Below are 12,418 nucleotides of genomic sequence, written 5' to 3'. Positions count from 1 at the left end.
CATGGCCGACCCATCCGCGGCCGACCGCGGCATGGCCGACGCCGGCGCGCTGAAGGAGCGGATCCGGGCGGCCGCGCGCGCGGCCGGGTTCGACCAGGTGGGGTTCGCTCCGGCGGCGCCCCCGACGAACGGGGAGGTGTACGAGGCCTGGCTCGCGGAGGGCTACCACGGCGAGATGGCCTACATGGCGCGCGAGGACGCCGTGCGCCGGCGCCTCGATCCGCGTGAGGCGCTCCCCGGCTGCCGGACGCTCGTCGTCGTCAGCCTGCTATACGGATCGACGCCCCCCGGCACGGCGGCGCCGGACCCGTGGCCCGCCGACCGCGAGGGTGCCGACCGCGGGGACCCCGCTCCACACCGCCGGCTGCCGGTCGTCGCACGTTACGCGCTGGGCCGGGACTATCACGACGTGTTCGAGGAACGCCTCGACGCGCTCTCCGCCGCCATCGAGGACCTCGCTCCCGGCGCCCGCACGAAGCGCTACGTGGACTATGGCCCCGTCCTGGAGCGCGACCACGCGCAGCGCGCGGGCCTGGGCTGGATCGGCAAGAACACGATGCTCCTCCACCCCGACCTCGGCTCGTATTTCATGCTGGGAGAACTGCTCACGGACCTCGAGATCGAGCCCGATCCCCCCTTCGTCCACGACCGCTGCGGAACGTGCCGGCGCTGCATCGACGCCTGTCCGACCGACGCGATCCTCGACGGCCGCGTACTCGATGCCCGCCTCTGCATCTCCTATCTCACGATCGAACTCCGGGGCTCCATCCCCGAGGCTTTGCGCCCCGCGATCGGAAACCGGGTGTTCGGTTGCGACATCTGCCAGGAGGTGTGTCCCTGGAACGCGGAGGTGCCCTCCCCGGCCCGAGCGCCCTTCGAGCCACGGCCCGGTCAGCCGATGCCGCCCGAGGACATGGTCGCGTGGGCCGAGGAACTGGCGCCGCTCGACGCGGACGCGTTCCGGGCCCGCTACCGGGGCACCGCGTTCAGCCGCCCCGGCCGCGACGGGCTCCTTCGGAACCTGGCCGTCGGCCTCGGCAACGCCGGCAGGCCCGCCGCGCGCCCCGTTTTGCGCCGTCTCGCGGAGGACCCCTCGCCCCTCGTCCGGGAACACGCCCGGTGGGCACTCGGGGTGCTCCAGGGTTAGGTTGGACCGTCGCAGCAAAAGGCCGAGAGCTGAGGAGAAAAACGCATGCCAGGTTATGCGGTCCTGGGAGAACCGTGGTGGATCGCCCTCGTGTGGATCCTTGTCGCCGGCCACCTCACCAACATGGTCAACACCCTCTACCTGCACCGCTCGGCGACGCACGGCGGCGTCGTGTTCCATCCGGTCGTGGAGCACGCGATGCGTTTCTGGTGCTGGCTCACGACCGGGATCGTGACGAAGGAGTGGGTCGCGATCCACCGCAAGCACCACGCCTACGCCGACCGGGAGGGCGATCCTCACTCGCCCACGCTCGAGGGTCTCGCGAACATCGCCTTCGGCGGGCTCTTCTTTTACAGGAAGGCTTCGAAAGACCACACGCTGCTTGAGAAGTACGGGAAGGGGACTCCGGACGACTGGATCGAGCGCAACGTCTACACGAAGCGCCGCGGTCTGGGGCTCAGGTTCATGCTCGTTCTCGACCTGTTCCTGTTCGGGGCCATCCCCGGGCTCATCGTCTGGACGTGCATGGTGTTCTGGATGCCGCTGACGGGGAACATCATCAACGGCCTCGGGCACGCGCTCGGCTACCGGACCTTCGGGACGCGCGACGACAGCCACAATCTCTATCCCTGGGGGATCTGGATCCTCGGCGAGGAACTCCACAACAACCACCACGCGGACCCGCGCTCGGCCAAGTTCAAGGCGCACTGGTGGGAGTTCGACATCGGCTGGTTCTACATCCGGATCCTGAGCCTCCTGCGACTCGCCAACGTGCTCTACGCGCGCACGGCGACTCCGCGGGAGTTTGCGGCAAAATTCTACCGCGACTCGGCGGACCGCGTGAACCGGCGCTTCGATCGGGCGCTGTCACGCATCCAGCGGACCCGGGAGGCCGGCCTCCTGCGAATCGAACGCGCCCGACAGGAGCAGTGCCTCGTGCGTCTCGACCGCGCCGCCGCCAAGGCCCGGGCACGGCTGGATCGGGTCCGGACCGGCAAGTTCCCGCGCGTCGCCCGAGCGAAGGCGGAAGCCGGCGCCGAACTCGATCGGGCCCGGGAGGCCGCCCGCACCCGCATCCTCCGCGCGGTGGAAGCGATGACCCTCGAGAGCCAGCCCGCCACGGATTGACCCGCCCCGCCGCGGATTGACCGGGCCCGCCACGGACTGACCCGGCCCGCCGCCGCCAAGCTCACCGCGGTCCGACCAGGCGCTTGTTGACGCCGCTTGGGGATCCGTGCATCTTCCGGATAACCATTTTTAGCCTAGACTAAAAATCGAGCTGCGGACGCTGCGGACGGCGATCCCTGGGCCGATTTTCGGGGGAATTTCGGAGGACGAGTGAAGCCGGAGAGGTTGAGTCGGCGCGACTGGCTGAAGCTTGGTGCGGCGGGAGTCGCCGGCGTATCGGGCGCGACGGTGCTGGACCTGGCCTCCCGGGGCGGCGCGGCTGCGGCGCTGGCGGCCAGCGGAGCCATGCCGCGCGAGCCGGGAACGGATGGCGCCACGGCGGGCCCGCACGAGGGGCACCAGGAGGCGATGGGGATCGTCGGCATGCCCGGGCCCGACGGCACGTTCGACCCTGCCGCCTTCCTCACCGATTTCGACTACGGCGAGGTCACGGCTCGCGCCGACGGGCGTGTCGTGCGGCGCTGGGAACTGGTGGCGCTCGACCGCGACATCGAGATCGCGCCCGGCGTCTTCTTCCCGGCGTGGACCTACAACGGGCAGGTGCCGGGCCCGACGCTGCGCTGCACGGAGGGGGACATCCTCCAGGTCGACTTCGTCAACGCGGGCTCGCACCCCCACACGATCCACTTCCATGGCACGCACCCGCCGGAGATGGACGGCTTCGAACCCATCGTCGAGCCGGGGCAGCGCTTCACCTACGAGTTCGAGGCGAAGCCGTTCGGGCTCCACCTCTACCACTGCCACACGATGCCGCTCAAGCGGCACATCCATAAGGGTCTGTACGGGACGTTCATCGTGGATCCGCCGGAGGGTCGGGAACCGGCGCGGGAGATGGTGATGGTGATGAACGCGTTCGACAGCAACCTGGACGGGGACAACGAGGTGTACGCGGTCAATACTTCGGCGTTCTACTACCACCACCATCCGGTGCGCCTGGGCGTGAACGACCTGTGCCGCATCTATCTCGTGAACACGACCGAGTTCGACCTCATCAACTCGTTCCACCTGCACGCGGGCATGTTCAAGGTCTTCCGGACCGGAACCCGGCCGGACCAGTACGAACTCACGGACACGATCATGATGTGCCAGGGCGAACGGCACGTCCTCGAGTTCCGGCTCGAGAATCCCGGCATGCATATGTTCCATGCGCACCAGAGCGAATTCGCGGAACTGGGGTGGATGGGCTTCTTCGAGGCGGTCGAGCGGCTCGCCGCCGGCGAGGGCGTGCCGGTGCGCGGCCATGGCGGCCGTCGCAACCATGCCTGACTCGCGGTCCGACGCCGAGTCCCGGCGGCAGGGGTCGGCGCGCTGGGTCCTGGGTCTCCTCCCGCTCGCGCTCCTGGCGGGACTCGTCGCGTTCTTCTTCGGCGCCGATCCCACGGCCCCCTTCCGGGACGCGTTTCCGCCCGTCGAGGACCTCACGATCGAGCGCGTGAGCTTCCCGGAGAACGGCGTCATGCGGGTGCACGTGGTGAACGGAGGCCCCGAGGCCGCCACCATCGCGCAGGTGATCGTCGACGATGCCTACTGGCAGTTCGAGATCGACGGCGACGCGACGCTGCCGCGCCTCGCCCGGGCCACGCTGGAACTGGACTACCCCTGGGTGGAGGGAGAACTCCACGTCATCCGGATCGTGACCTCCACCGGACTCACGTTCGATCACGAGGTGGCGGTGGCGACGCTTTCACCGCGCCCGAACGCGCTCTACCTGACGACTTTCGGCCTCCTCGGCCTCTACGCGGGCGTACTCCCCGTCCTCATCGGCCTGCTGTGGTATCCTTTCCTGCGCCGGATCGACCGCAAGTGGATCCATTTCTACCTCAGCCTCACCGTGGGCCTCCTGGCCTTCCTCGTCGTCGATGCGCTCGAAGACACGCTCGAGGCCTCGGCGCTCGTGGCAGAGGGATTCCAGGCGGCCGGGCTGATCGCCGTCGGCTTCATCGGCGCCATCGTCGGTCTCAGAGCCCTCGGGAACCTTGGGCGCGGCATGGGCGGCGCAGGCTCCGGGGGCGCGAGCTCCGGCGGCCAGGGCGGGGGCGGGGCGAGCAGCGGGCTCACGGTCGCGTACCTGATCGCAATCAGCATCGGGCTCCACAACCTCGGCGAAGGACTCGCGATCGGGGCGGCTTTCTCGCTGGGAGAGATCGCGCTCGGGAGCTTCCTCGTCATCGGCTTCGCGCTCCACAACACGACGGAAGGGCTGGCCATCGTCGCGCCCGTCGCGGACCGCCGGCCCGCGCTCCGCCACTTCGCGTTCATGGGCGGAATCGCCGGACTGCCGACCGTCCTGGGGGCGTGGGCGGGCGGATTCTCCTACTCGCCGACGCTGGCGACCTTCTTCCTCGCCCTCGGCGCCGGAGCCATCGTGCAGGTGATCGTCGAAGTCACCCGCCTGATCCGGAAGAGCTGGCCGCAGGGCCTGTTCACCCCCCTCAACGCCACGGGCCTCCTCCTCGGCCTGCTTGTCATGTACGGCACCGCACTAATGGTGACCGCCTAGCCGCTGCGTCAGCCGCCGGGGGGGCCGAGGGGGCTCGGTTCGCAGCCTTCGGTTTCGCGGGTGTAGGCGATGCTCGAGATCTTCCAGCCGTCGCTCGTTTGCACGAGGCTGACCGCATCGATTCCGCAGTGGCTGAACTCGCCGTCCACGTGGAAGTCGTAGGGAGTCCATACGACGGCGATCGGACCCTGGATCATCACATGCGGGTCCCACAGCCGTTCGAGCAGGGCGGGTCCCGGCTGGCCGATGGAGGCGGCGAACTCGGCGCCCGTGCTCTCCCGGACCTGGACGCCGTCATCGGTTTCCGCCGTGGCGACGAACATGGCGCCCTCGGTCAGCAGGCCGCGGATCGCGTCGCCATCGCGCGCGGCCATGGCGTCGAAGAGCGCCTGTACCGCGGCGACCGCCCCCGCTTCGGCGTCATCCTGCGCGGTGGCGACCGCAGGCGTGACAAGGATCGCTGCGGCGAGAAGCAACGTCGCTCCGAACTTTCTCATGAGATTCTCCCGATTCCCGTGGTCTGTCTTCGTAAACCGTCCCGGCCTCAATACGCGGTCGTGCGATATACCGGCTGGAAGAGTCGGGTGCGGTGCGCGCACGCCGGGTCGGCGGGGCACGCCGCGCAGTCGGGCTTCGTCATCTCCGGGCAACGCGTCCGGTTCTGAAAGAAGAACCAGTCCACGGCCCCCATGGCGCGCCCGCTCAGGCGCCGGATCTCCCCGACCGCCTCGTAACAGGCGGCGCGCACGGCCTCCTCCTCTTCCGCGCTCACAACCTCCCGCTTCGCGAGCTTCGAGGCCAGCGTCTCGTCGGGCACCGAGACGACGCCGAGCCGGAGGCAACTGCGCTGGCAGTGGTAGTCGACGATCGGCGGCACGTCCTCCCCCTTCCCCAGCCGCAGGAATCGCTCCGGGCGCTGGCTGAGGATCACCGCGAGGAGGGCGGACTTCTTCCGCCACGGGTCCTCCCGGTAGCCGCCGACGGCATCGAGGCGCTCGAGGAAGCGGGCGAGGGGCCGCTCCGTGGCGTTGGCTTCCGCCAGGAGCGACGCCGGGGTCAGGCCGAGGCCCAGCATGCCGCGCCCGTAGGCCCGCGCGCACGCCGGATGGAGGGCGCCCGCAGGGAGCGGGTTGTGTCCTCCGTCGTCCCGCAGGCGATGATCGAAGTCCGCGTCGTCGAGGGCGGCCTGCCCGGAGGGAGTGAGTTCGTCCGGGGCCTCGCGGGCCCAGCGCAGCCAGGCGGCCCACAGGTAGTCGCTCCCCTTCCGGGCCCGTCCGCCCAGAGAGGCGATCATCGGTCGCTCGTAGCGGCCCGCGCGCTCGTGCCAGAAGCCGAACTGCTGCACGGTTCCGGCGAAGAAGAAATCGAGCGCCGCCGGATCGCCGGGTTCGGGAAGGTCCGGGCCGGTGAAATCGAATGCGGCCGCCTCGGGGGCCGTGGCGATGACCCCGGCCACGCGCCGGACGCGTTCCCCGTCGACGCGGACCCGAACATCTCGCGCCGCCGCCGCCGGCGGGCCGTCCGAGAGGAGGGGCGCCGGACCGATCCCCGTCACCGTCCGGGCGGCATGGGCCGCCGCAACGCGCGCGGCCATGGCCGGGTGGTCTCCGGCCGCGAGCCGGGCCAGCGCCGTCCCGCAGAAGGTGTCGCCGGCGCCCGTCGGGTCCACCTCCTCGACCTCCGGGGCGGAAACGTCGATCGGGTGATCGCCCAGGACGACGCGAGCCCCGCGCGACCCCCGGGTGACGAAGACCGCGCGCCCCGGCGCGACCGCCACGTCGTCGAGAGACCCGAAGAGGAGGCCGGCTTCCTCCGCATTGCAGAAGAAGTAGTCGGACGCCTCCACGACCCGCGCGACGATCTCCGGGTGGGCGCGGATCCCGGGCGCGTACGTCCCGCACCCTACGCGCACGCCCGCCGCGGACAGCCGCCGCGCGAACCCCAGCTGCAGCTCCGGGTCGAGGAGAGGCACGACGTAGGCGAAGGCCCCCGGTCCCGCGTCCGGGATGTCGCCGTAGCGGATGTCCCCCTCGGAACCCCGCACCGCCCGGCGATAGACGGTCCGGCCATCGGGGAAGTACTCGATCTCGAAGTGGGGTAGCGCCGAGGGCGGCACCGGCGGCCCGCGCCAGTCGAGCAGGCGGTCCGCAGGTTCGAGTTCCGCCGGCATGGGGTCGGGCCGCGGCGCGACGACCGTGACTTCGGCCCCGGCCTGCTGGGCCGCGAGCGCGGTGTAGAGTCCCGCGCCTCCGGCGGACCGCACGGAGCGGCCGCCGAAGTGCAGGAGGTCCAGAGAGGGGCTCCCGACCACGAGGAGCCGTGGCCGGGTGCTCATGCTGCCGGCGTCAGTCGCCCTGTTCGTCCGTCGTAATGCGCCCGGCCGCGCCCGCCGGGCCGTTGTCCCAGTCCTGGGCGCTGGAGATGTTCGGCACGCCCCAGTCGTCGCCGTTCCATCCCCGGAAGCCCTCCATCCGGAAGGTCCACAGACCCGTCGTCATGTCGCTCACCACGATGAGCCCGTCCTCGTTCCGGACATCGACCCCGAACGTGCCGTTGAAGACGGCGGTCCGGTCGACGTTCGGCGGTCCGAGGTAGGTGTCGTAGTGGCCCACCGTGATCGGGTTCTCCGGGTCCATCATGTTGAACACGACGAGTCCGTCCAGGTAACCGGACACGAACACGAGCGGCCACCGCACCTCGTGGTTGTGAACGAGGTTCTTCCAGTTCGCCGTCCACGCCGCGATCGGGCGATTGATGGCCGCGACTTCGCCGTCCAGTCCGGGTCTGAGGTCGAAGATCCGGAGCGGCGCGTACTGATACTCCGTCTCCGCGATCGCGAAGTTCCCGTCCGGCGTCGGCGTGAAGGTGTGGCCGCTGCGGATCCCGGAAACGCCGACGATCTGCGTCAGAAGCTCGGGATTCTGGAGGTCGGTCACGTCGTAGATGTAGTAGCCGCCGAAGCCGCCGCCGTAGAAGCGGTCCGTCCCCGTGTCCGGGTGGTAGCCGAGATAGAAGTCGTGGTATCCGCGCCGCCGGTTCTCCGGCATCCCCTGGTCCGGGATCGGGATCTGCGCCACCATCGCATCGCCGCGCCCGTCGACGAGGGCGCCGAGGTCGTAGACGGCCGCGAACGGCCCGGAGACCGTGGCGACGAGATACACGTTCATGTTCGAGTGCTTGTAGATGAAGATGTTGTGGAAGCCGCCCGGGAGATCGGGCTCCTTGATGCGGGCCACCTCACGCACCGTCGAGCCGTCCGGCAGTCCCGTGACGTCGAGGACGACGGCCCCCATGTCGGAGTCCGGTCCGCCCTGCCCGAACTGGAGCGACTGCACGACGTAGTAGCGGTCTCCCCACTTGAAGTGCTTCACGTCCATCCCGCCGGTGCGCAGGTGGAGATCCTGGTCCTCGATCCGCCACTCGTAGAGCACCTCCGGGTTCTCCGGGTCCTCGATCGAGACGATGTCCAGCCCCTTCGGACCGACCGGCCCGTACTGCATGCGCGCCACGTACGCGTACGGCCGGTGCATCTCCTGCTCGATGTCCATGTCCGCGATGCTGAGCCGCGGGCCGAGCGGGACGTGTCCGAGCACTTCCATGTTCCGGCTGCCGCGCTCCACGACGTCGATCGCCTGGGCGCCGAGGGCAGCCGGGGCGACGAGGACCGCGCCGAGCACGGCGAGCGCGGAGAGTGTCAGAGTCCGATTTCCAACCTTCATGCTTTCCTCCAGTTAGAGCTGGCAGCCCGCGGGCTAGCCGGGGTCCACCGTGAACACCATGGACATGCCGGCCTCCAGGTGCTCCGCAATATGGCAGTGCGCCATCCATCGGCCAGAGTTGGAGGCCTCGAGCAGAATGTCGAACGTCGATCCGACCGGGATCACCACCGTGTCCTTCCACGCGAGATTGTCCGACGGCACCCCGTCCTTCGAGAGCACGAGGAAGCGCTGGCCGTGGATGTGGATCGGGTGCTGCATCGGGTGGAACGACCGGCGCTGGTTGTGGATGCGGATCTTCCGCACGTCGCCCACCGTGAAGCGCCAGTCGATGTCCCCGTTCTCCTTCCCCGTCCGCCTGTCGCGCAGGATCCACGTCAGGTTCTCCGACGTCGCGAGGAAGTTCATCATCGGCATCGCGTCGGTCCACTCGACGGGCGGGAAGTAGAGGGTGTCGATCGCCATCACCGCGACGATGTCGCTGGGGAGGTCGCCGACCCGGACCGTGAGTTCGAGTTCGTGATCGGCGGGCCGGCCGAACTCGGCGCGGTAGCGGTCGATGTCCTCGATGACGTCCGCGTGTTCGCGCAGGGTCTCGAAGGCCATCCCGTGGTCCTCCGCCACCGGTTCGTCGAGGACGGTGACGATCCCGAGCGTGTCGGTCTGCGGATAGAAGCGGCCGTTGAAGTGGTCGATGGCCTGGATCGGGTTCAGGAACGCCCAGGTCCCCGGTTCGTTGAAGCGGGCGTCGACGATGTACCGCTGGGCCGGGGCGAGGACGACGTTCGAGACGAAGCTCTCGCGCTCGAACTTGCTCACGTCGGCGCCCACGAGCTTCATCTCCGCGCCTTCCAGGACGAGGTTGAAGGTGCGCGTGTTCGCGACGTTCGTGAGGTAGAGCCGGCGGATCTCGCCGCGGCGGACGGTCGCCTCCCAGCGCGGCTCGCCGTTCACGAGCAACTGGTTCCCGAAGCGGCCCATGAGCGTCTGCACGGCCGCCTCGCGTCCCCAGGGGAAGAGGCCCCCGTCGTCGACGAGCAGGTCGTCGAGCATGAGGAAATCCTCCCCGTGCGCGGGGCCGTAGTAGTCGGGCGCCGGTGCGTCGACGAGCATGTTCCCGTACAGACCGAGGTCCTGCTGGATGTCCTCGCGGTGGTGGGGATGGTACCAGTAGAGGCCGGCGTCCCGGAAATGGACCCGGTACATGAACGACTCGCCGGGTTCGACCGGATCCTGGGTGATGCCGGGGACCCCGTCGAACTCGTTCTCGAGCCTGATGCCGTGCCAGTGGACGGCCGTCGGCAGGTCGATGCGGTTCGTGAACAGGACGATGATCTCCGCGCCCTGCGGGACGCGGATGAGGGGCCCGGGATACTGCCCGTTGAAGCCGTACATCGTGAAGGTCCGCGTGCCGATCGTGCGGCGGACGAACCCGGCCTCGAGGCGGAGCGTGTCGCCGTGGGCCATCTCCACGACCTCGCGGAAGACCGCCTCCGGGAGCATCGCGGGATCGTGGCCGGGGTCGGGCAGGTACGGGGTCACGCCGGGGACGGCGCCCATCAGGCCCGGCAGCATCATCGGCATCGGGATCGGCTGCGGCGGCATGCGCCACACGGCCCCCATGCTGTCCGTCGCCATCATGTGGCCCGCGTGCTGCTGCCCCGATGCCGGTGCGCCGCTCAGCCACAGCAGGGCGGGGAGCGTTGCTGCTGCGGCGAGGGTGCGCACTGTCTTCGACCGCCGCTCGGGTGGGCTCAGTAGTAGAGCTGGCAGTTCATGGCCTCGAAGGGGCCGTGCCCGGCCATCGTATGGAGCCGGCCGGAAGGCGAGAGGCCGGTGAGCATGATCGGTCCCTGCCAGCGCTCGACGTCCGCCGAGGCTTCCTCGCTCACGAAGATGAGGAACTGGTTCCAGGCGACCCGCCCCGCGAGCCGGTTGTCCTCGCCGAGCGTGCCGAGCTGCACCCACTCGTCGAGTTCGGGCTTCGCGGCCCACGCGACGTAGACGGCCCCGCGCCGCTTGCGCATCTGCTCGACCTGGATCTCGATGTCGAACGTCTGGAAGCCGCCCTCGTCGACGGTGATCTCGAACGGCGAGCCGGGCTGGGTGAGCGTCATCGATCCGCGGCTCCCGGGCGCGCTCTGGGTGCCGGAGAGGCGGACCACTTCGGGCGTGAGGAGGCAGGCGCCGACCAGGGGCACGGCGTCCACCGACGGCGTCGCGTCCACCCACGGCCGGACGTCGGCCGGACCGGCGGCCCGCGCCTCGCCCGCGACGAGGGTGCCGAGGGCGGCAAGGGTGCCAAGGGCGACCGCGAAGACGGCGGCAGCGCCGATCACGCTGATGGATTGACTCACGCTCTTCATGCCTCGAAAGGTCGATTCCCGCGTCCCGCCTTGCAAGCGCCCGGCGCCCAGGTTGCCGGCGCCGGCGGGGAGGCCCGCGTTACGGACGACTGTCGTTCAGCTCGTTACCCCCGCCGGGCCCTCCCGCGTCTCCCGTCTCCGCCGTCGGGTCGGCCGGTCTCGGCGTCCGTGAGATCGAGGCCCAGGTCGAAGGTGGCGGCGTATCCGTCGTCCGCCTCGCTCACCCGGGCCATGAGGCTCTCGCCACCGTCCTGGAAGATGCGGTCGTCTGCGTTCATCCTCGTGCGGCGTCCTCGCGCGGCGTACGGCGCCTGCGCGTGCACCTCGTCCGTGAGTGCCTCGTCAAAGTAGAGCTGCGAGGTGAACTCGTACGGCTGTCCCGCGACCTCGGTGCGTACCTTGAAGTGCACGTGGACGGCGCGCGCGCGGTACCAGCCCGGAAAGATCGTGGTGAACCGGGCCACCCCGTCATCGTCCGTGTGCTGGTAGCCCCGCAGGAAATGCTGTTCCCTTGCCGTCGCGGGGGCTCCCTCGTCTTCGACCCCCGAGTACACGCCGTCGGCGTCGCACTGCCACAGGTCGACCAGCGCGCCGGGGAGCGCGGAGCAGTCGCCCTGGGAGATTTGGGAGACGTTGAACCTCAGCGTCAGCGGGATGCCGTCGCTCACCGCCCCGGTCGACGGATCGGACCGGATGTCCGACCGTTCGAGTTCCGCGTCCACGAAGAAGGGTCCTTCCGTCTGCTCGGGCTTCGCCACGCAGGCCGGCAGCGCGCGAGCGATCCCCTCCGCCTGGGCGGCGAGAGCCACGTCCGGGCCGGTCCCGAGAATCCACCGGCCGGCGGCCAGCGCCCCGCCTCCCACGCCTAGGGCGGCGAGAGCCTCGCGCCGCGTGAGTATCCGTCCCCGCTCCTCGTGATCGTGCGTCATGTCGTACCTCCTCGTACCTCGGTCGGGCTTCATGAGTCGCGCTTCATCAGTCGGGCTTCGGCTCATCCTCCTCGATGACGATCTCCCGTCCGGACGGCCGTTTGCCTGCGCGGCCCGGCCGGCGGGCCCCGGGACGCCTCACGAAATCTCCGTGGAGTCCCGAGAATCCCGCGGGCCCGCCCACGACACGGATCGTGCCGCCCTCGACCTGCCGGCCGAGCCAGTTCCGGACGCGGGCGATGAGCCGCCCCCGCACGGGTGGGATCAGGAGCAGGATGCCGGCGATGTCCGTGATGACGCCGGGCGTGATGAGGACGACCCCCGCGGCGAGGATCAGCAGGGCGTGAACGAGCGATTCGCCGGGAAGCGCGCCCCCCTGCAGTTCATCCCGGACGGCGAGCCAGGCCCTCAGCCCTTCGCGGCGGGCGAGCCATGCACCCGCCGCGCCCGTGCCGATGACGAGAAGGAGGGTAGGGCCGAACCCCAGCAGGCCGCCGATGCGAATGAGGAGCGCGAGTTCGACGACGGGAATGATCGTGAACAGCAGGAACAGCCGGAGGAGCATGGTCAGA

At 69.8% G+C, this 12,418-nt stretch carries 11 protein-coding genes; 4 read left to right on the top strand and 7 right to left on the bottom strand.

All coding sequences use genetic code 11. The features are described from left to right. Position 1 precedes the first annotated feature (1 nt). The 4 genes from queG to ACQY5G_RS02805 all read left to right on the top strand — a co-directional run bounded on the left by queG (position 2) and on the right by ACQY5G_RS02805 (position 4,835). Positions 2–1,147 carry a tRNA epoxyqueuosine(34) reductase QueG gene (gene queG, locus ACQY5G_RS02820; protein ID WP_428276790.1) on the top strand — a complete coding sequence of 382 codons (1,146 nt, stop codon included), beginning with the start codon at positions 2–4 and terminating at the stop codon, positions 1,145–1,147. A gap of 45 nt (positions 1,148–1,192) precedes the next feature. Beyond that, a complete protein-coding gene (locus ACQY5G_RS02815; protein WP_428276788.1) occupies positions 1,193–2,275 on the top strand; it encodes an acyl-CoA desaturase in 1,083 nt (360 codons plus the stop codon). A gap of 210 nt (positions 2,276–2,485) precedes the next feature. Then, on the top strand, positions 2,486–3,601 hold the full coding sequence (locus ACQY5G_RS02810) for a multicopper oxidase domain-containing protein (protein WP_428276786.1): 1,116 nt from the start codon (positions 2,486–2,488) through the stop codon (positions 3,599–3,601). Beyond that, a complete protein-coding gene (locus ACQY5G_RS02805; protein ID WP_428276784.1) occupies positions 3,594–4,835 on the top strand; it encodes a ZIP family metal transporter in 1,242 nt (413 codons plus the stop codon). The genes ACQY5G_RS02810 and ACQY5G_RS02805 overlap by 8 nt, the downstream gene beginning before the upstream one ends. Positions 4,836–4,843: 8 nt before the next feature. Here the strand turns inward: ACQY5G_RS02805 and ACQY5G_RS02800 are convergent, their stop codons facing one another. The 7 genes from ACQY5G_RS02800 to ACQY5G_RS02770 form a co-directional block, all read right to left on the bottom strand. Continuing rightward, positions 4,844–5,332 (bottom strand): nuclear transport factor 2 family protein, encoded by a 489-nt coding sequence (locus tag ACQY5G_RS02800; RefSeq protein WP_428276782.1) that lies wholly within the window; start codon positions 5,330–5,332, stop codon positions 4,844–4,846. A 47-nt stretch (positions 5,333–5,379) separates the two neighbouring features. After that, positions 5,380–7,170, bottom strand: coding sequence for a carbohydrate kinase family protein (locus tag ACQY5G_RS02795; protein ID WP_428276780.1), 1,791 nt, complete (start codon positions 7,168–7,170; stop codon positions 5,380–5,382). 10 nt (positions 7,171–7,180) lie between these two features. After that, entirely contained in the window at positions 7,181–8,554 is a 1,374-nt protein-coding gene (locus ACQY5G_RS02790) for an LVIVD repeat-containing protein (protein WP_428276778.1), read from the bottom strand. 33 nt (positions 8,555–8,587) lie between these two features. Beyond that, entirely contained in the window at positions 8,588–10,279 is a 1,692-nt protein-coding gene (locus tag ACQY5G_RS02785) for a multicopper oxidase family protein (protein ID WP_428276776.1), read from the bottom strand. A 26-nt stretch (positions 10,280–10,305) separates the two neighbouring features. Further along, positions 10,306–10,908, bottom strand: a complete 603-nt coding sequence (locus ACQY5G_RS02780; RefSeq protein WP_428276775.1) for a hypothetical protein — start codon at positions 10,906–10,908, stop codon at positions 10,306–10,308. Between the two features lie 113 nt (positions 10,909–11,021). Then, on the bottom strand, positions 11,022–11,846 hold the full coding sequence (locus ACQY5G_RS02775; protein WP_428276773.1) for an intradiol ring-cleavage dioxygenase: 825 nt from the start codon (positions 11,844–11,846) through the stop codon (positions 11,022–11,024). 46 nt (positions 11,847–11,892) lie between these two features. Continuing rightward, the gene (locus tag ACQY5G_RS02770; RefSeq protein ID WP_428276771.1) at positions 11,893–12,411 is read right to left on the bottom strand and encodes an FxsA family protein; all 519 of its coding nucleotides are present in this window, start codon (positions 12,409–12,411) and stop codon (positions 11,893–11,895) included. Positions 12,412–12,418: the final 7 nt, after the last annotated feature.

The sequence above is a fragment of the Candidatus Palauibacter sp. genome, assembly GCF_965261555.1.
Taxonomy (GTDB): domain Bacteria; phylum Gemmatimonadota; class Gemmatimonadetes; order Palauibacterales; family Palauibacteraceae; genus Palauibacter.
This window is presented reverse-complemented; position numbering and strand designations above follow the sequence as displayed.

What these genes read in the sequence shown, in the direction of transcription:
- ACQY5G_RS02815 (WP_428276788.1), top strand. Translation starts at nt 1,193, where the DNA reads ATGCCAGGTTATGCGGTCCTGGGAGAACCGTGGTGGATCGCCCTCGTG.
- ACQY5G_RS02795 (WP_428276780.1), bottom strand. Translation starts at nt 7,170, where the DNA reads ATGAGCACCCGGCCACGGCTCCTCGTGGTCGGGAGCCCCTCTCTGGAC.
- ACQY5G_RS02805 (WP_428276784.1), top strand. Translation starts at nt 3,594, where the DNA reads ATGCCTGACTCGCGGTCCGACGCCGAGTCCCGGCGGCAGGGGTCGGCG.
- ACQY5G_RS02790 (WP_428276778.1), bottom strand. Translation starts at nt 8,554, where the DNA reads ATGAAGGTTGGAAATCGGACTCTGACACTCTCCGCGCTCGCCGTGCTC.
- ACQY5G_RS02770 (WP_428276771.1), bottom strand. Translation starts at nt 12,411, where the DNA reads ATGCTCCTCCGGCTGTTCCTGCTGTTCACGATCATTCCCGTCGTCGAA.
- ACQY5G_RS02800 (WP_428276782.1), bottom strand. Translation starts at nt 5,332, where the DNA reads ATGAGAAAGTTCGGAGCGACGTTGCTTCTCGCCGCAGCGATCCTTGTC.
- queG (WP_428276790.1), top strand. Translation starts at nt 2, where the DNA reads ATGGCCGACCCATCCGCGGCCGACCGCGGCATGGCCGACGCCGGCGCG.
- ACQY5G_RS02775 (WP_428276773.1), bottom strand. Translation starts at nt 11,846, where the DNA reads ATGACGCACGATCACGAGGAGCGGGGACGGATACTCACGCGGCGCGAG.